Source organism: Paenibacillus sp. FSL F4-0122 (assembly GCF_038002845.1).
Lineage (GTDB): Bacteria > Bacillota > Bacilli > Paenibacillales > Paenibacillaceae > Paenibacillus_AQ > Paenibacillus_AQ odorifer.
Genome location: NZ_JBBODI010000001.1, coordinates 3,096,894 through 3,115,288, shown reverse-complemented (window position 1 = coordinate 3,115,288; position 18,395 = coordinate 3,096,894). Strand labels below are relative to the sequence as shown.

Below are 18,395 nucleotides of genomic sequence, written 5' to 3'. Positions count from 1 at the left end.
GACCTCCTCAGTTTGTTTAGCCTTCGTAACTATCGCGCCAGAACAGGAACTTTCGTTCAATAATCCGGAACAAGGAATCGATCAGCTTACCGACAATTGCGAAAATAATAATGCCTACGAATACAACCTCCGTATTAGAGTTCTGCTTCGCCTCATTGATAAGAAACCCAATACCTGACTGTGATCCAATAAGCTCTGCTACAACCAAACCAATCCAAGCAACAGCCAGCGACAACCTTAGCCCTAACAAAATTCCGGGCAGCGCCGCCGGGAGTATAAGCCTGCGCAGCTTCTGATAAGGACTGAATCCTAATACCCGAGCTACTTCGAACAATTTATTGTCCACATTGCGGATGCCCATAAACGTATTAATATAGAGCGGAAAAAAAGAGCCTGTCATAATGATCACAACTTTAGATATCTCTCCAAACCCGAACCAGAGAATAATGAGCGGCGCTATAGCCAAATGGGGAACAAGCCTAAGCACTTGTACGCTAGGATCGAGTACATATTCCACACTGCGGAACAAGCCAGTCAGTACGCCGAATAGAAGACCCAACACACCTCCAATAAGAAATCCGATGCCCGCCCTACCCATGCTGACACCCAGATGATGAGTTAACTCTCCAGTAACCAACAAGTCGGTAAAAGCTCTTGCAATCGAAAGCGGAGTCGGCAAAAAGGTTGCTGAGACCAGCCCCGTACTCCCTGCCAGCTGCCAAAGGACTAACGTCACCACCGGGATAATTGCACCCATTCCCCAATCAGAGAGCAAGGGTTTCCATGCAACTTGTATTGCGGGTTTCTTCGGTGTCTTCTTGGATAAAGGAGCTGTGCCGCTGCTATCCAGCGTTTCTCTGGCTCTTTTAGTATTTTTGATAATAGCTTCTACTCCATCGCTCATGGTGCATCCCCCTTTTGTTTAATGAGCGTTCAAGGTTATCCGCGATAACTGTCTTGCCATCTCAACAACCGTCGTTCAATGTAACGGACAATGGAATCACTCAACAATCCAGCTACGGCAAAAATAATAATTCCCACGAACACCACTGGTGTGTCCGCGAATTGACGCGCATCGGACATCATGTATCCAATGCCTGAGGTAGATGCAATAAGCTCTGCCACTACTAACCCCAGCCAAGAAAGCCCTAGAGAGAGACGAACTCCAAGAATAATGTTCGGCAGCGCTGCTGGAAGTACTAACCTGCCAATCTGCTTCAACCGGCTGAAGCCAAGTACCCGGGAAACTTCAAATAGCTTGTTATCCACGCCGCGAATTCCCATGAACGTATTAATATAAAGTGGGAAAAAAGCTCCCTTAGCAATCAATAGCACCTTCGACTCCTCACCGATCCCGAACCATAAAATGAACAGCGGTACTACCGCCAGACTGGGAATCATACGGATCATTTGCAGGGAGGGATCTAACAGCTTCTCCGATCTGCGGAACAGACCTACGAGAAGTCCTAACAGCAGACCCAGTCCACCACCTAGCAGGAATCCAGAAAAAGCTCTGATCAAGCTGATCCTAAAGTTCGGCCACAAATCGCCTGAAGCCGCTAAAGTTACAAAAGATTCCGCAATCGTATACGGCGTAGGGAACAGCATCTCCGAGATCATTCCATAATGCCCGAGCGTCTGCCACAGAATCAGCACACTGCCCGGCAGCAAAAGACCAAGTCCTAGTGTTGCCACCTTTCCGGGTCTTCCGGAAGTTCTTATGGCTACAGCCCGATTTGTCATACTTTGAACCCACCTTTTTTCAGCTTTACAATCACTTTAAATAAACAGAAAGAGACCCTCGAATAGTAATGCCTTCGAAAGTCTCCATGGGTATGGTCGACCTATTTTATATTCCGGCTCCGTCTGTAAGCTCTAGCTCATCTACCTTTTCAAAATAATTCAACACCTTCAAACGCAGCTCTTGAAAGGAGGTCGTTGTTTTTTTCCGTGGATACGGTAAATCTATCGGTACAATTTTACGTATTTTCCCGGGACGCGGCTCTAGAATCACTACTCGATTACCCAAGAACACAGCCTCATCAATATCATGCGTCACAAAAATCATGGTTGTTTGGTTAGCCCGCCAAATGTCCAGCAATACCGTCTGCATATGGGCCCGAGTGAATGCATCCAGTGCACCAAACGGTTCGTCCAGCAGCAGTATTTTTGGATTGCGCAGAAGTGCACGAGCTATTGCTACCCGCTGGGCCATCCCTCCCGACAACTCGCGGGGATAAGATTTCTCAAATCCATTTAGCTTCACCAGATCAATCAATTCATCGACCTTCCGCCTGACTTCCTTGTTCCCTAGCGGTAAATCAGAGGCAATATTCTTCTCAACGGTAAGCCAGGGAAAGAGGCGATGCTCCTGAAAAATAAAACCCTTATCGATCCCAGGACCCCCAATCTCCGCCCCTTCCAGGGTGACGCTGCCAGTGTACCCGCTATCCAGACCGGCTACGATGCGTAATAGTGTACTTTTTCCACAGCCGCTGGGGCCGATGACTGTAATAAATTCGCCCTCCTGTACATGGAGATCTACATTATGGAGCGCTTGAACATGACCACCGGCAGACTCAAAACGTTTATTTAGGTTCGAAATAGACAGCAACGCTTCTCCCACCTTGACCCCTCCTTTAATCTGTATGGACAAAAAAACAGAGGCATTGCGTTTTTACATTCGCAATATACCTCTGTAGGAACAGTCGGCAATCATTATTCAAAGTAAATCAATTGGAATTATAATATTTAAAATATCATCGATTTTATAAGCTGTCAACAAAAAACAAGCCCTTTTATGGAACAGAAGTGGAGTTATTTCTAGTTCATAAGTTAGAAAAGCAATGAATTAAATCACTTTTAGTAGGATGAAAGTATTAAAAAACCTAACTTTTGCGTCGATATAATGAAGTAAGCTTATGACAAATTGGTTCTAAGGAAGGGGCTTTTGCTTGAAAAGCATATCATTAAAATGGGGAGCAACACTTGTTGCCCTTAACACCTTGTTCGGTGGTACCCTCTACGCATCTGCAGCTGAAATCACTCCACCGTTCTCTGATTTAACCGAAATACAACAGACGAAAAGTGCCGCAATCCTCGAGGCTGCTCGTCTAGGCTTGCTTAAAGGCGATCCCAACGGACAATTCAGACCCACTGCGACAATGACTCGCCAAGAGCTGGCAGCCATTTTAGCGAAGACCTTAAAGCTAGATTCCTCAGTAAACTCCGCTTCTTCCTTTAGAGACGTATCTGATTCCAGTTGGAGTGTGTCCGCTATTGAGGCTGTTAAAAAGGCAGGATTTATGGAGGGTGATCTTACAGGTAATTTTAATCCATCCAGACCTGTAACTAGAGAAGAGCTTGCAGTTATATTTGTACGTGCCATCCGCGGAACTGGAGCGCAAGGCGGACAAGCCAACAAGGTTAAGGACGAATCCACAATTAGCAATTGGGCAAAAGAGTATACCGATGTCGCATTACGCCTTAAACTTATAGACTCTCCCGAAGATATGTTCAGCCCCAAAGGTACTGTTCAGCGGCAGGATATGGCTTCTTTTCTGCTCAATATTTTTAAAGAAGAACAACAAACTGCAACGATCGACAGTATAGATGGGGATTTCGTAACGATCAATGGCACGCCTTACCTCATTGAAGGTAAACTCAAAGAATTAATGGGTAATAACAACCATGATGCTTTAAGAGGAGCTGTCCTTAAGTTCAATTCTTTGAATCGTCATGTGGACGGTTTGCAGGAGCTTGAAATTGTACAAAAAGGGGTTCAACTAAATACCTCCGGCTTACCCTCCGATTCTTTGCTCAATATTTCTGGAAATGATGTTATTATTAAAGGCAATGTTACCGGTGATTTGAAGATTAAAAATGGCGTTTCGAGTATAACTTTTCAGGGCCAAATTGGGCAGATCATTGTGGATTCTATAACTCCAGTTACTATTCATGGCAGCGGTTCCCTGCAAACCTTAAAAATAGTTGAAGGCGGCGCTAAGATCACCATCGATCCCTCCTTGTCTATTCAAAATCTGCAGTTGCCTGGCAACAGTCTGCCTTCACATTTCATAACAAATTACACAGCCATTCAAGATAATATCCAAACGGTTCAAAATACATCTGGAGCCGTTGCTCCTGCGTATACTTCGTCCACGTCTGCTAACCGCCGCCGTGAGCGATCCGACTCCTGAGCCTACTCCAGTAGCGACTCCTAGTCCTACTCCGGTAGCCACTCTGAGCCCTACTCCGGTGACGACTCCGAGCCCTACTCCGGTAGCCACTCCTAGTCCTACTCCGGCGCCTACTCCGAGCCCTACTCCGGCAGTGACTCCTGAGCCTACTCCAGTCGCGACTCCGAGCCCTACTCCGGTCGCGACTCCTGAGCCTACTCCGATAGCGACTCCTAGTCCTACTCCGGTGGCGACTCCTGAGCCTACTCCGGTCGCGACTCCTAGTCCTACTCCGGTAGTGACTCCTAGTCCTACTCCGGTGCTGACTCCTGAGCCTACTCCGGTACCGACTCCTGAGCCTACTCCGGCGCCGACTCCGAGCCCTACCCCGGTAGCGACTCCTAGTCCTACTCCGAAGCTGACTCCTGAGCCTACTCCCGTAGCGACTCCTAGTCCTACTCCGGTAGCGACTCCGAGCCCTACTCCGGTGACGACTCCTGAGCCTACTCCGATAGCGACTCCTAGTCCTACTCCGGTGGCGACTCCTGAGCCTACTCCCGTCGCGACTCCGAGCCCTACTCCGGTGGCGACTCCTAGTCCTACTCCGGTGCTGACTCCTGAGCCTACTCCGGCGCCTACTCCGGTGAACCATGCACCAGTCGCGCAAAATAATATTGATCCAATATCTGCTCTGATCACAAACGGTGTCCAAAACGTCGACATCAGTAATGTGTTCATTGATCCGGACGGCGACCCGCTTACATTCGCAGCTGCATCCTCTGACGCTAGCGTTGCCACTGTATCTGTAAATGGGAATCATCTCAACCTTGTGCCGGTCAATTCAGGTACGGCCATGATTACAATAACAGCAATGGACGGCCAAGGTGGCGTTAACACTTCTACTTTTGTATTCACTGTAACGTCTAATCAGCCACCAATTGCGATATCTGGAATCACTACTCAACTCTTAACACCAGGTATCACGGCACCACGTATATTTGATCTGGCCCAGCTTTTTCAAGATCCAGACAATGACATGCTTACTTATTCAGCTTCTATAGATAACGTAAATGCTGGTACACTTAGCCTTAATGGCAACACTCTGACGGTAACTCCGGCAGCTAATAGTTCAGCTAGTGGTTTAGTGACCCTCACAGCAATGGATAATAAAGGAGGTTCAACCACCTCAACTTTCACCTTGATTACAGCCAAGCTTGTAAACAACGGCTTTGTGCCAATAACCACCAAGCAAGGTGTGTCCAATATTTCCTTCGATATTTCCAAGCTGATTCCTAATCAGAGTCAATTTAAAGTGTATACAGAAAGCAGCACAGGTTCATTGAGCGGACCTGCAACTCTGAATGGAGCTATATGGAATGGTCCTACAAGTCCAGGAACGGTATGGATAGTAGGTTCTGATGGCAAAGCGGTTGTATTATCTATAAGTGTGGCTTCACAGGGTACCTCCGAGCTATTCTTCTCAGAGTATCTGGACGGCGGTGACGGCAGAATCGCAGTTGAGCTGTACTATAAAGGAAATGGTAATCCCGCAGGAAAAGCAGAAGGTTACACCCTTGAAGTCCACCAATTTATGAAAGCCACTCAAACCAAACAGGTTTATTCCCGGCCATTATTTCCTGTATCTGTAGCAATGCCTTATATGTTTATAGATTCTACTTTTGGGGACGCATTTGATTTAATGAATATCTCCTATTACAATGATGAGCTGAGTCTATATAATCCAAAAACATATAATATTACAGCATTAGTACTGAAGAAAAACGGCCAAATCGTAGATGTTCTCGGTGACCCTACCTCTAATCAGCAATTCCTCTCCACAGGTGGAACTATTGTCCGTAAATCTGGTATATACACTGGATCACAGCAGTATTCACTTGAGGGCGAGTGGAATCAATATCCCAAAGGAAGTTACCAGTATTTTGGAAGTCATACTCCTTAAGCAGCCCTTTCTAATGTAAAAAACAAGCAGGCAGTGAGCCTCCAGATATTGGAGAATCACTGCCTGCTTGATTATCTGCATTGCGTAGCGTTAAGTCGACTTTGGGTACACCTCGGAATAACTCCTCCGGATCCCCCCGTATATTTTATATCGCCGAATCTAGATCAAATCTTTGATTTAGTTGCATTCTGTACACTTATTTCGTATAAAAAAGGGGGTGTCCTGAATATAACTGTATTCTATACAATTAAAATCCAGAAAAATCACCTTTAGCTGAGGAAATCATGAAAATAAGTGTACTGAATACAGCTATTTTTGGGGGACAATTTATTCGATGAGTTATAACTGTACAAAATACACTTATATGCTCCCACCGTCACTTCAACATATGTTCACCGCTTCAACATCTGCATTTTGCCTCCACTTGTTACTTATACTACTTCCTCTACTTCCTCTACTTCCACTACTCCTTCTACTTCCTCCACAACTTCTACCTGCCGTTTCAAAATATCACTTCAAGCATATCGCTCCCCCGGCTCTTAATAACGCTGCTTACATCAGATATCTTAAATATAAATACACGCTGGAGATCACAATGGACAACAGCATCAAAGGAAAACCGACCTTCAAATACTTCATGAACGTAATCGGGTACCCCTCTTTACCTGCCAAACCCGCTACGATCAAATTAGCACTCGCACCAATCAATGTGCCATTGCCACCCAGACAAGCCCCTAAGGCCAAACTCCACCATAACGGCTCCAAATTGCTGATCCCCATATTGCCCATCTCCTGAATCAGAGGGATCATAGTTGCTACAAAAGGAATGTTATCCAGAAATGCTGAGGTAATGGCGCTGACCCATAAAATCATCATTGAGCTCATCAGCACATCACCATTCGTTATTTCAATCGCTTTTGCTGCCAGCTCTGCAATCACACCTGTCTCTACAAGCCCTGACACCAACACGAACAGTCCGATAAAAAAGAAGACCGTAATCCACTCCACGCTGTGAAAAGCTTTTTCCAGCATATGTTCCCCTCCGGTCAGCAGCAGCAGTAAAAATGCACCGGCCAGTGCAACTGTAGCGGACTCCAAATGTAACGCCTGATGTAAAAAGAACCCGGCAATCGTAATTGCCAATACGATCAGACATTTTCGCAGCAGCTTATGATCCGTAATCATAACCTTCTCATCCATATCCATGATGCTCTGCTGCAATTCAGGTGTAGTTTTAATTTGTTTACCGAACATCAATAACAGCAGCGGGATATACGCCAAAACAATGATGATAATCACAGGTGTCAGATTGCTAATAAAAGCCATGAAGGTCAGCTCCTTAACAGCACTGCCAATCATGATATTAGGCGGGTCTCCGATCAAGGTTGCCGTTCCGCCTACATTAGATGCGATAATTTGTGACATTAAAAAAGGCAGCGGATGTATGCGCAGTTGTCTTGTAATACTGAAGGTGACTGGCACCATAAGCAGCACTGTCGTCACATTATCCAAAAAGGCTGAAGCCACTGCGGTAATCACAAACAAAGCAATCAGTATTCTTTTCGGCTTCCCCTTCGCCAACTTAGCGGATTTCACAGCTGCGTATTTAAAGAGCCCCGTCTCTGCGGTAATCCCTACAATCATCATCATCCCTACAAGCAGTCCTATAGTATTAAAATCGATGTGCTGCAGTGCCGTCTCCTGATTCACAATGCCCATCGCTATCATGACGATAGCTCCTAACATCGCCAGAATGGTACGGTGAATCTTTTCGGAAATAATAAGTCCATAAATCAGCAGAAAAATGCCTATCGCCCAAACCGCTTGCTGTTCCATAATATCCCTCGGTCCTTCTATGTAATTTCGTTAACTTACAGTCTACTCATCATATAACCTTATTATCATAAAATAGATTTGTATTTTTCGCACGGGGATTGTGGAATCATTCCACTAAAAAACGACTCTGCCGGATGTTTATCGGAGAGCCGTTGTAGATTCGATTATTTCATTTTTAGAGCCTGAGGCTCCTTGAAAGCAGTTAACGTCCCTTTAATCTGCACAATTATCATACCGTTTAGATCAATAGCAACCAATTTCCCATCGGTCTGGGCTACATACATGTCATGTCCCAGGCACCAAACTCCTCCTCATATAAGTAACTGCCTCATTTGGATAGATTCTTAAAATCAAATATAATAACATCAGACGAGCAGGATATAACCCTTATGGATTATTATTCCATTTTGTCAAAAACAACAGAAGAAATCAAAACATTTACTCACAAACTTACATTTTGTAAGTCATTGTGTTATAATAATCACATTCCTCCATACACGGACAGGCTTTAGCAAATATATGAATAACAAGGGGTTTGTGAGCATGAGTAACGAAGCAACCGCAGCACCAGCATCCGATTTTGAATTTGGTATCTATACCTTAGGAGACATCGTAGCGGATTGTCATACAGGGAAGAAGATCAGTCCAAAACAACGTCTCGACGAAGTTGTAGCTGCAGCTAAGCTGGCAGATGAGGCGGGACTTGATGTATTTGGTGTAGGTGAGCATCATCGTCTTGATTTTGTAATTTCTTCGGTGCCAGTCGTACTGGCTGCCATTTCTCAGGTTACTAACAGAATTAAACTAACGAGCGCAACAACCGTATTAAGCACCATTGATCCTGTGCGGGTGTTCGAGGATTTCGCCACACTTGATTTGCTGTCGAATGGACGTGCAGAGATTATTGCGGGGCGTGGTGCGTTTGTGGAGTCTTTTCCGCTCTTCGGGTATGAGCTTGAAGATTATCACCGTCTATTCTCCGAGAATATCAATTTACTCTTGGAGCTTAACAAACATGAAGTTATGAACTGGGAGGGCTCCTTCCGTTCATCGCTGAAGGATTCGGAGATTGCTCCACGTCCATTACAGGAGAATCTTCCACTCTGGATTGGTGTAGGCGGTTCTCCAGAAAGCGCGGAGAAGGCCGGGATGCTCGGGACCGGAATGGCTATCGCCATCCTAAGCGGCAGTCCAGAGCCTTTTCAAGAGCTTGCCGCAACCTATCGGCGTGCCGGAATTCAAGCAGGACATGCACCTGAGGATCTAAAGATTGCGATCACTAGCCACGGCTACATTGCTGAAACCTCACAGCAGGCGTTGGATGAATATTACCCTTACTACTATAGTTACCGTAACTCTATCAGTCCAAAACCGGGTCAAGAGTACAAGGTGTCTCGTGATGACTTTGGGCAATATGTATCTGCTGATAACACGATGGCTGTGGGCAGCCCGCAGCAAATTATCGAAAAAATTCTCTATCAGCATGAGCTGTTCGGTCATAGCCGCTTTATGACTCAGCTCGATATCGGCGGCCTTCCTTACGCTAAGGTAGCCAAAGCCATTGAGCTTTTGGCAACAGAGGTTGCACCTGTCGTACGGCGTGAGATCGCCAAGAAGAACAACCGTTAGAATGGAATACCAAAAAGGGGCCCTCAAGCCAATGGCTGAGGCCCCCTTTTTATAAAAAAATCACGCAAAGGATGGTTTATTATTATCTACTTTTCCGCTGATAAGCTTCTTATACTCGTCGTCTCCGCCGTCCAAAGAAGGTGCAGTATAAATCTGAGCTGAAGCTGGCTGCTGAGCAGAATGACTCGAGCCTGCTTTTCTTTTGGTGCTTTTGTCATCGCCGCCTGCACTCCTGCTCCCACCACTCGCAGATCGGAGAACAGCATCGGATAAGCTGTTAATACCTTTTATTCTCTTCATGCTGAATCCTCTCCTACTAAATGATTGATGGTACGGAATAAATCCTGATTATTCCCAACTACCGCCTTAAGATCATCTGCAGATAATCCATCACTTCCTGAGAAATGAACGGAAAGAACATACTTCTTACCTAGAGGATAGCATAGGATATATACCTCTGCAACTTCCGTGCGTTGAAAAAAAGTCCATTTACTCGATAAAAATGCATCTACCACACTAGGCTGCTTCTCATTCCCTTTCGTTACAGACAAGGGATAGGAGTGACCCCGTCCGACATTCCCCCCCACCTGAACTAGTTGTTCCTTCGCTTGTGCCTGCCAGATGGCTGCACCGATTACACGACAATGCTTCGGAGGTAAAAAGGAATTGCGTATCGCCTCACTAAGTGCGTGATACTTCTCTCCATTCTCGGAGATGGTCACATTACTATTATATTGCCAAAAAAAATGAAGGATACTTTCCTTGCGCCTTAAATCCATCTTTAGCTGCTCTAAATCTTTAAGCGGGTCACGGAATCTTCCACGCTCTTGAATACTATCAATAATCTTACCACAGCTCACATCCACAGCAGCCGTAGGATTATCGTGATGCACTTCATACTCTAACGATGTAATTCCTGCTAAATCAGATAGCAGATGATATTCTTCTACATTTTCTCCAGGGATCAGATCATCACGCGCAGTTACCTGATCAGGTACTAGACAAAAAACACGGCTGCGCCGCAATCTAGCCCAAAACAAACCCATTTCAAACCCCGTATTATCGCGGGTCACATAATAATATTTACCACGGATTTTGGCGACATCATCTGGCGAGAACACAAATACGGCAAAATCGCTCTCATCCAAATTTCTCTCCAACGCCTCCATGGTGTATTCATTCGCACGAAAAGCGTTGGCATACCAAGGATGCACTTCAGCATCCCTCTTCAGCTGCTCATGAATCGCTCTTGCATAACGTATAGACTCCCTGGAAGATCCAATGAATAGCTTTGGTTTAGTCACGGCAATGCTCCTTCATCCTCTTTCCCGATATGTAATAATTATACAAGTCTTTTGACCACCAGAAAAGAGGCCTTATTCTCAAAAAATATTATTCTAAACCTCGTAAATTGGGTAAGGAATTACGACTACTCTCAAAAAGCGAGGATACTATGAACAAAATGATAGGTGTCACCCTGCTCACAGCTTGCCTTTTGGGTATAGCAGCGCCACAGTCTGCTGAATCAAAGACAGCAGCGGGAAGTTATACCGCACAGGTATATGCGAGTTCTTTAAATGTACGCGATGAACCGGCTAAGAATGCAACTGTTGTAGGATCAATTAAGAATGGGGCTCGGGTTACTGTGACTGATGAGCAGCACGGATGGTTAAAGGTTAAGGCGGGGAGCACCTCTGGCTGGGTAGCGGGTTATTACCTAAAAAAGGTGAACAGCAACTCCCTGCAATCCAGCGCTTCTGGAACGTCTATTGCTACTAAAACCAATACTGCCTCGTCAACATCAGCCAATGCTTCTAGTAGAACTTCAAAGGCTACAGTCACGGCTGATTCTCTACGCATCCGAAGTGGCCCAGGAACACAATATAAGGTGCTCGGTTCTTTAAAAGCCAAGGATACAGTCACTCTCCTTCTTCATCAGAACGGCTGGGCTCGAATTCGCACAGCCAGCGGTGAAACTGGTTGGGTGGCAGAGCAATATATCCGAAGCGGAAGCACACCAAGCAGTACAAGCAGCATAAGCACCGTCCAGCATAAAGGCGGACTACGAGGAAAGCTAATCGTCATCGATCCTGGTCATGGCGGCAGTGATCCGGGCATGCTCGGCACTACATATAACACCATGGAAAAGGATTTGAATCTGCACACTGCACTTTATGTCCGGGATGCTCTTGTTGCTAAAGGAGCACGGGTAGAGATGACTCGCACCCGAGACGATCAAAAGCCCACGTTAGCACGTCGTGTTCAGATGAGCCAAGCCCTACGTGCTGATGCTTTTGTAAGCGTTCATTATAATTCTTCACCTAAAAATGTGTCCGGAACGTTGACCTTCTTTTATTCAGAAGCGGATGATTTGAAGCTCGCGCGGGCGATTGAAACCCGGCTGGGGCAAGGCATCGGTCTGAAGAGCAACGGGTTGTCCTTTGGCGATTATCACATCCTAAGGGAGAATCGGATTCCAGCTACCTTGGTCGAGCTTGGATTCCTTACCAATCCTATAGACGAGTCCATTGTCCGCAAGACCTCCTATCAGAAAAAAGCGGCTAAAGCCATCGCCGAAGGCGTAGCAGATTATTTTAAATAACTGGCTGGAACAACCCTCCAAAAAAAAAGCCCGACCCATGTATCTCTCAGGTATGATCTGAGGAGATTTGTGGGTCGGGCTCTTTTGACTGCTTCCTTATACGAGCATTTGATAGACCAAGAACAAGTTCAACGATACAACCAGACCGGAGATAATCCAGCCCAGAGTGGCTGTCATTTTGCGGTTCACTAACCCGCCCATAATCTGGCGGTTGCTTGTAAACACAACCAGTGGAATCAACGCGAACGCAATCCCAAAGGACAAAATCACTTGACTTATTACGAGTGCCTTCGTTGGATTCACACCAAAACCAATGATCGCTAGTGGGGGAATGATGGTAATCGCACGGCGCAAGTACAGGTTAATTCTTTTGTTGATGAAGCCTTGCATAACCACATCGCCAGCCATAGTCCCTACGGAGGAACTCGACAGTCCCGCAATGAGTAGTCCCAGCCCAAACGAGATCGCCGTTACTGGCCCAGCTAAGTGACCAAATTGCTGAAACGCGACATCCAGATCCTCAACCACGAGACCATTTTTGAAAAACAATGCCGCAGAGACAATAACCATAGCCATATTTACTGCACCTGCGATAATCATCGCAATTATAATATCTATAAATTCCAGTTTGAAAATCTGTTTTTTCTCCGATTCATTTACTCCGACAATACGATTCTGTGTAAGTGATGAATGCAGGTAAATCGCATGTGGCATCACTGTTGCACCTAGTATTCCTGCGGCCAACAGGATGCTGTCCACCCCTTCAAACTTCGGTGTAAACATGCCTACAGCAACAGCTCCCATATCTGGTTTAGCTACAATAACTTGAAAAGCGAAGGCTAATACGACTATAAGAATCATTGCGGCAATCCCTGCCTCAAGGGAGCGGTATCCCCGGCGTTGCAGCTCTAAGATAGCAAATGAACCCACCGCAGTAATCAGTGCTGCTGGCAGCATGGGAATATCAAATAAGAGATATAATCCTAATGCCGCCCCGATAAACTCTGCCAGATCCGTAGCTATAATCACCAGTTCACTTTGAATCCATAAGAAGATAGATACACTCTTCGGAAAACGATCATGAGCGATCTCAGGCAAGTTCTTGCCTGTCGCAATCCCCAGCTTGGCGGATAACGCTTGGATTAATACAGCCATTAGATTCGAGGCTACGATCACCCACAATAAAAGATATCCATATTTGGAGCCTGCCGTAATATTGGTGGCAAAATTACCCGGATCCAGATAAGCAACTGCAGCGATAAAAGCTGGGCCTAGGAAAGGAAGTAATCGTTTAATCCCTTTGATCTCCCCGTTAAGTACGGCTTGTGCTGAAACAGAGTTCTTATGTTGTTTTATATGTGGTTGTTCTACTAAAGTTTGTTCGAGCATTTCAATTCCTCCTCTTGCCCTGAAAAAGTTGTCTATATACACGAAAGTTTCCCCTGTGCAACTTATATTTAAAGTATATGCTTATTTCTGAAAAATGTAAATATGTTTCATATGGAATTTTCATTTGCTTATAATACTTATGACCAATAACAAAAAAAAGCTAGACGATGATCAGAAATTACCCGATCTTCGCCTAGCTTAAGCTGCTTATGAATTTTTCTTCCATGTGTCCTTCAGCGGTACTATCCGATTCAGCACCAGCTTATCTGCCGTGGTGTACTTCGTATCCACACAGAAAAATCCATGCCGGATCAATTGAAATTTATCTTCTGGCGTTGCGTTGCCCATCGATGGCTCCAGCAAACAATCCTTCAGGATCGTCAAGGAATCCGGATTAAGATACGCGTCCCAGCGCTCACCGTCTTCTTTAGGACCGTCGTTATCTTTCAGCAGCCGCTCATATAGATGAACATCAGCTTTGATAGCATGATCTGCCGATACCCAGTGAATGGTTGCCTTAACCTTCCGTTCATTAAACCCGCTTCCGCTCTTCGTTCTCGGATCATAGGTGCAGCGAAGCTCTAGGATTTCTCCGGTAACTTCGTCCTTGATTACTTCGTTGCATTTAATGAAATAAGCACCCTTTAGCCTTACCTCGTTCCCCATAGTCAGCCTGTGATAACCTTTTGGCGGCTCCTCCATGAAATCTTCTTGTTCAATATAAAGGGTCCGTGAAAAAGGAACCTCTCTTTCCCCAAGTGACTTATCTTCACTGTTATTCTCAATCGTCAGCCCTTCATTATGATCCTCAGGATAATTAGTAATGACCACTTTTAAAGGCTTAAGAACAGCCATCACACTTGGAACCTTTGCCTTCAAATCTTGTCTAAGCGCATGCTCTAACATGGCAATATCCACAATGGTGCTATTTCTGACAAATCCAATTTCCTTCACAAAATTCCGGATACTCTCCGGTGTAAAACCTCTTCTGCGTAAACCGCGAAGCGTAGGAAGTCTTGGGTCATCCCAACCGTCCACATAATGGCCTGTAACCAGTTGTCTGATATACCGTTTACTCGTCACAACTCCGGTGATGTTTACCCGTCCAAACTCTCTTTGCTTGGGAGCCTCTGGGGTATCCAGCTCATTCAGTACCCACTCATAGAGCGGCCGATGATCCTTGAATTCAATCGAGCATAAGGAATACGTAATCCCTTCGATAGCATCTTGTATAGGATGGGCAAAATCATACATCGGATAGATACACCATTCGTTACCCGTTCTATAATGCTCCGCATGAATGATTCTGTAAATCACCGGATCACGTAAGTTGATATTAGGTGAGCTCATATCTATTTTAGCCCGCAACACTCTGGCTCCCGTCGGATAAACTCCATCTTTCATCTCCGTAAATAACCGCAAATTCTCTTCAACAGAACGCTCCCGGAATGGGCTGTTTTTTCCCGGCTCCGTAAGCGTCCCTCTATAGGCTGTCACCTCTTCAGGTGATAAATCACAGACATAAGCCTTTCCTTTTCGGATTAACGTAACTGCGCTATTGTATATTTTCTCAGAATAATCTGATCCATAAAAAATATGGTCCGGTGGATAGCCCATCCATTGAATATCATCGATGATGGCATTTACATACTCCAAATCCTCTTTTAAAGGATTGGTGTCATCAAAGCGCAAATGGAACTTCCCGCCATACTTTTTCGCAGTCGTATAGTTCGTGTGAATAGCATACGCACTGCCAATATGCAGATACCCGTTAGGCTCAGGTGGAAATCTCGTGCAAATATCTCTACTGTAAGTCCCTGCTCCCAGCTCTTCTTGAATCAATCTGTCGATGTAGCTCTCTGCTAATACTTCCGGTTCCTCGTTCATTGGTGTTACCTCCTGTTTATAAGTGATATCCGCCTGCTTAATCTGCAAAATAAAAAGAACCTCACCTCCAAGACTTATGGTCTTGGGGACGAAATTCTCGCGGTACCACCCCAGGTTCATTAATATGTCACCATATTAATCTCATCAAGTACGGCAAAACATCTTACGCAGTGCTTATACTCTAGCTCTATAACAGGAGCTCCCGTCATACCATCCCCTTAGTCCGGTTCCGATATGCCGCTCAGAGGCTTGTTTCGATAAAATCCCCCTTACCCTGTTCTCATCATCCAGGGCTCTCTGTGAAGGAATGATTTCATGTACTCTTCTCGTCATCGCGTTTGATTATTTTGTATAGGATACCAAAAAGATAACCCTATGTAAATGTGCTTATTCCTCGCTCAGCGCCGTGAGAAGCTCCAATACTACTTCATTGTCAGGCTCTGCAGCCAAAGCTCTACGCGCGTATTCCAATGCAGCAGCTTCAGCTCCTAGCTCGTAGTTACAAATTGCCATGCTATAAAGCACTGATGCTAATGGTTCTTCCGTATTGGCATGCATAGAGCGTTCTAAGTGAACCAATGCTTCCGCGAATTTATCCATTTCATACAGCAGTAACCCCGCATCTAGCGACAGGTCATAACTCTGTTCCATCGGATAATAGCCAGTCCACATCAACTGTATTCCTCGCTGTAAATCCAGCATTTCTTCATCACTGGCACTGGGCAGTAGCTCCGAAATCTGTTCAGCACTATGGATAAACCATTCAGCATCATACCCACCCAAACGCCAAAAGGCCAAAATTTGCTGCAGCCCCATCGTATCTAATTGCTGATCCATCCATTCCTTCATACTAAAGAAATCATCGGGACCAAAACGTTCTATAAACCGCTTGTAACCCAGCCGAGTATTTGTATAGCTCAACGGAGTTGGAAGCATAAGAATACAGCCGATGTTCAGGTTTTTATAGTGATGACTGGTGAATATTGAATGCGCCCCTTTTTGTTTCAGCACATGTTCTATCGCATGATAATTCGCAGTCAAAGAGAAGCTTCCGTGATGAATCAGCAATGGAGGTTCTGCAAATTCCCAGTTCTCTAAGCGATGGTCGCCCTTATCCGCTGTAAGCAGCACGAATCCCTCTGTAGAGAGCCGCGCAAGCCGCTCCAGACAAGTGAGCCCCACCACCGGAAAGAGTATATGTGAATCCTCCAGCTTCTGCTGATAAAGCGCTATAACGTCATGATAGGGATAAGTCTCCTCTTCATAACTAGCCGCACGCCGATAATGGTACTGCGGGATGATTTTGCCGAGCGCATCGGAGGGGTTATCCGGATCAACTTCCGCCGAATACTGGATCGAAACCTCACATTCATATATTTTTCCTTCATCCACATAAATTAATTCTTGCGGAATGCTGTCAAAAAAATAATTTGCCACAATCACCAATGGCTGCTGTAAATCACCCGGCCGAATGCTGAGCTTAGCGTGTACTAAATGTAGTTCTACATCCTGCACAGCATCAAAACGTGCGAAGTCCAAAATACCCTGCTTCACGTAAGGAAGTAGGCTCGGGTGCTGCTGCCAGCTGGATATATTTTTGGAAGGCAAATCGCTCATCACATAACGAAAAGGAGGTAGAGGAATATCTGCGTAGTCTACGATTTCACACAACTTTTTAAGCACATGGAACGCTAACCGGCCTGCTCCCGCTCCAAGTTCTAGAATCGTAACGGTCTCTGAGAGATGCCCTTGTCCAGCCCGGTCTTGCAGGAATCCAAAAATCATCTCTGCGTATGCTGTCGCAATCATAGGGTTACTCGTGATGTACTGCGGGACCTGATCATTATTCCAAGCCTTTAATCCCTGCTCTTCATAATATGTTCGTTGCAATTCCCAAATCGGTGCTTCGCTGAAGCGATATTGCTGCTCTTTGTTACCTGTCATCTGTTTCTTTACCCGCTCTCTGTCTAGCTTGTTTGAATAATCTATAGTAATTGCCTTATTGCGCTCTCAATGTGCGTGACCTGAAAATGACGTATTCAGCCTCTGTTGGAATGGAAACGGAAAATGATAATAATGCCGCCTTGGAGGTTGAAGAATCAGGTCCTTTCAACGTTTGATAAAAAGAATTCCCTTTACTGTCCACACTCACCAGCTCTAATTCTGCGTTTCCTTTAGGGATGATGAATCCGGAGGTATTTTGCACGCCTAAGGTTAATCTATATTCTTTCCCGGATTGAGCCTGCGTTAGCATAGTAGGATATAAAGGATACGGATGTGCTGTCGTTTCGAGTGGATAAGGAGCAAGGGCAAGATCTGCCTCAGGCTTCACCCATTCCTCCCCTTTTCTGGCTCCAATGCCAAGGGTTAATTTATTCACATTATTAAATTGCACTTCCCAGCGAAAAGACTTAAGCCCTTCTAAAATAGGGGAAGCCGGAACAAACAGAGTGCCATCCTTTACCTCTGGAGCAACGCCTAATGATTCTACGGTCTCCCCATTAAAATCTGCCTCTAGCTGCCCTGCTTTAATATTTCCTACAGATCGGTCCAACAGTGAAACAGTAACACTCTTGCTCAGAGCGTCATAGAGCAAATCTGCGCCAATCGCATTGGAGAAGGCTCGAATCGGCACCATTAATTTACCTGCTTTGAAATAAGGGGCGAGTTTACCTGGAAAAAGCACGTAATATCCCCCGTATGACAGTGGCATTACCTGTGTCCCTAACTGGACAGCTGCTGACACCGATGTAGGTGTAACCGCAGATCCCGCGGCGAACATAATCACTAAAAGACCTATTACATAAGCTTTTATTTTCCCTAATCGTTGTAAGGACTCCTTGATGTGAATCATCACAAACCCCTCTCCAGTTCATCTAGAACCTTAGCCTCTATTAGTAATAATCAATGATGA

At 45.3% G+C, this 18,395-nt stretch carries 14 protein-coding genes and 1 other annotated feature; of the genes, 4 read left to right on the top strand and 10 right to left on the bottom strand.

Annotated features, from left to right (window positions below; genetic code table 11):
• Positions 1–16: 16 nt before the first annotated feature.
• The 3 genes from MHH49_RS13450 to MHH49_RS13440 form a co-directional block, all read right to left on the bottom strand.
• Positions 17–904, bottom strand: a complete 888-nt coding sequence (locus tag MHH49_RS13450; protein ID WP_036680293.1) for an ABC transporter permease — start codon at positions 902–904, stop codon at positions 17–19.
• Positions 905–939: 35 nt separating this feature from the next.
• Positions 940–1,743 (bottom strand): ABC transporter permease, encoded by an 804-nt coding sequence (locus MHH49_RS13445; RefSeq protein ID WP_036680294.1) that lies wholly within the window; start codon positions 1,741–1,743, stop codon positions 940–942.
• A 106-nt stretch (positions 1,744–1,849) separates the two neighbouring features.
• A complete protein-coding gene (locus tag MHH49_RS13440) occupies positions 1,850–2,626 on the bottom strand; it encodes an ABC transporter ATP-binding protein (RefSeq protein WP_036680296.1) in 777 nt (258 codons plus the stop codon).
• A 328-nt stretch (positions 2,627–2,954) separates the two neighbouring features.
• Between MHH49_RS13440 and MHH49_RS13435 the strand changes: the two genes are divergently transcribed.
• Both MHH49_RS13435 and MHH49_RS13430 read left to right on the top strand, forming a co-directional pair.
• Positions 2,955–4,199 (top strand): S-layer homology domain-containing protein, encoded by a 1,245-nt coding sequence (locus MHH49_RS13435; RefSeq protein WP_341138199.1) that lies wholly within the window; start codon positions 2,955–2,957, stop codon positions 4,197–4,199.
• On the top strand, positions 4,138–6,138 hold the full coding sequence (locus MHH49_RS13430) for an Ig-like domain-containing protein (RefSeq protein ID WP_341138198.1): 2,001 nt from the start codon (positions 4,138–4,140) through the stop codon (positions 6,136–6,138). Before MHH49_RS13435 ends, MHH49_RS13430 begins: the two co-directional genes overlap by 62 nt.
• A gap of 552 nt (positions 6,139–6,690) precedes the next feature.
• Here MHH49_RS13430 and MHH49_RS13425 read toward each other — a convergent pair.
• On the bottom strand, positions 6,691–7,974 hold the full coding sequence (locus tag MHH49_RS13425) for an ArsB/NhaD family transporter (RefSeq protein WP_076099947.1): 1,284 nt from the start codon (positions 7,972–7,974) through the stop codon (positions 6,691–6,693).
• A gap of 543 nt (positions 7,975–8,517) precedes the next feature.
• Between MHH49_RS13425 and MHH49_RS13420 the strand changes: the two genes are divergently transcribed.
• On the top strand, positions 8,518–9,603 hold the full coding sequence (locus MHH49_RS13420) for an LLM class flavin-dependent oxidoreductase (RefSeq protein ID WP_076099950.1): 1,086 nt from the start codon (positions 8,518–8,520) through the stop codon (positions 9,601–9,603).
• Between the two features lie 60 nt (positions 9,604–9,663).
• Here MHH49_RS13420 and MHH49_RS13415 read toward each other — a convergent pair whose 3' ends face one another.
• The gene (locus tag MHH49_RS13415) at positions 9,664–9,903 is read right to left on the bottom strand and encodes a hypothetical protein (RefSeq protein ID WP_036680302.1); all 240 of its coding nucleotides are present in this window, start codon (positions 9,901–9,903) and stop codon (positions 9,664–9,666) included.
• Positions 9,900–10,907 (bottom strand): TIR domain-containing protein, encoded by a 1,008-nt coding sequence (locus tag MHH49_RS13410; RefSeq protein ID WP_170914300.1) that lies wholly within the window; start codon positions 10,905–10,907, stop codon positions 9,900–9,902. The genes MHH49_RS13415 and MHH49_RS13410 overlap by 4 nt, the downstream gene beginning before the upstream one ends.
• A gap of 149 nt (positions 10,908–11,056) precedes the next feature.
• Between MHH49_RS13410 and MHH49_RS13405 the strand changes: the two genes are divergently transcribed.
• Positions 11,057–12,205 carry an N-acetylmuramoyl-L-alanine amidase gene (locus MHH49_RS13405; protein WP_076099953.1) on the top strand — a complete coding sequence of 383 codons (1,149 nt, stop codon included), beginning with the start codon at positions 11,057–11,059 and terminating at the stop codon, positions 12,203–12,205.
• A 96-nt stretch (positions 12,206–12,301) separates the two neighbouring features.
• Here the strand turns inward: MHH49_RS13405 and MHH49_RS13400 are convergent, their stop codons facing one another.
• The 4 genes from MHH49_RS13400 to MHH49_RS13385 all read right to left on the bottom strand — a co-directional run bounded on the left by MHH49_RS13400 (position 12,302) and on the right by MHH49_RS13385 (position 18,335).
• Positions 12,302–13,594 (bottom strand): Nramp family divalent metal transporter, encoded by a 1,293-nt coding sequence (locus tag MHH49_RS13400; RefSeq protein WP_051491117.1) that lies wholly within the window; start codon positions 13,592–13,594, stop codon positions 12,302–12,304.
• A 207-nt stretch (positions 13,595–13,801) separates the two neighbouring features.
• Positions 13,802–15,481 carry a glutamine--tRNA ligase/YqeY domain fusion protein gene (locus MHH49_RS13395; protein ID WP_076099975.1) on the bottom strand — a complete coding sequence of 560 codons (1,680 nt, stop codon included), beginning with the start codon at positions 15,479–15,481 and terminating at the stop codon, positions 13,802–13,804.
• A gap of 81 nt (positions 15,482–15,562) precedes the next feature.
• Positions 15,563–15,823: a binding site (T-box leader), on the bottom strand.
• A gap of 45 nt (positions 15,824–15,868) precedes the next feature.
• The gene (locus MHH49_RS13390) at positions 15,869–17,425 is read right to left on the bottom strand and encodes an SAM-dependent methyltransferase (protein WP_076099956.1); all 1,557 of its coding nucleotides are present in this window, start codon (positions 17,423–17,425) and stop codon (positions 15,869–15,871) included.
• A gap of 55 nt (positions 17,426–17,480) precedes the next feature.
• On the bottom strand, positions 17,481–18,335 hold the full coding sequence (locus tag MHH49_RS13385; RefSeq protein WP_076099958.1) for a copper amine oxidase N-terminal domain-containing protein: 855 nt from the start codon (positions 18,333–18,335) through the stop codon (positions 17,481–17,483).
• Positions 18,336–18,395 lie beyond the last annotated feature (60 nt).

Coding starts and splice junctions, on each gene's coding strand:
- MHH49_RS13395 (WP_076099975.1), bottom strand. CDS start 15,481: ATGAACGAGGAACCGGAAGTATTAGCAGAGAGCTACATCGACAGATTG.
- MHH49_RS13445 (WP_036680294.1), bottom strand. CDS start 1,743: ATGACAAATCGGGCTGTAGCCATAAGAACTTCCGGAAGACCCGGAAAG.
- MHH49_RS13385 (WP_076099958.1), bottom strand. CDS start 18,335: ATGATTCACATCAAGGAGTCCTTACAACGATTAGGGAAAATAAAAGCT.
- MHH49_RS13415 (WP_036680302.1), bottom strand. CDS start 9,903: ATGAAGAGAATAAAAGGTATTAACAGCTTATCCGATGCTGTTCTCCGA.
- MHH49_RS13450 (WP_036680293.1), bottom strand. CDS start 904: ATGAGCGATGGAGTAGAAGCTATTATCAAAAATACTAAAAGAGCCAGA.
- MHH49_RS13425 (WP_076099947.1), bottom strand. CDS start 7,974: ATGGAACAGCAAGCGGTTTGGGCGATAGGCATTTTTCTGCTGATTTAT.
- MHH49_RS13420 (WP_076099950.1), top strand. CDS start 8,518: ATGAGTAACGAAGCAACCGCAGCACCAGCATCCGATTTTGAATTTGGT.
- MHH49_RS13390 (WP_076099956.1), bottom strand. CDS start 17,425: ATGACAGGTAACAAAGAGCAGCAATATCGCTTCAGCGAAGCACCGATT.
- MHH49_RS13400 (WP_051491117.1), bottom strand. CDS start 13,594: ATGCTCGAACAAACTTTAGTAGAACAACCACATATAAAACAACATAAG.
- MHH49_RS13405 (WP_076099953.1), top strand. CDS start 11,057: ATGAACAAAATGATAGGTGTCACCCTGCTCACAGCTTGCCTTTTGGGT.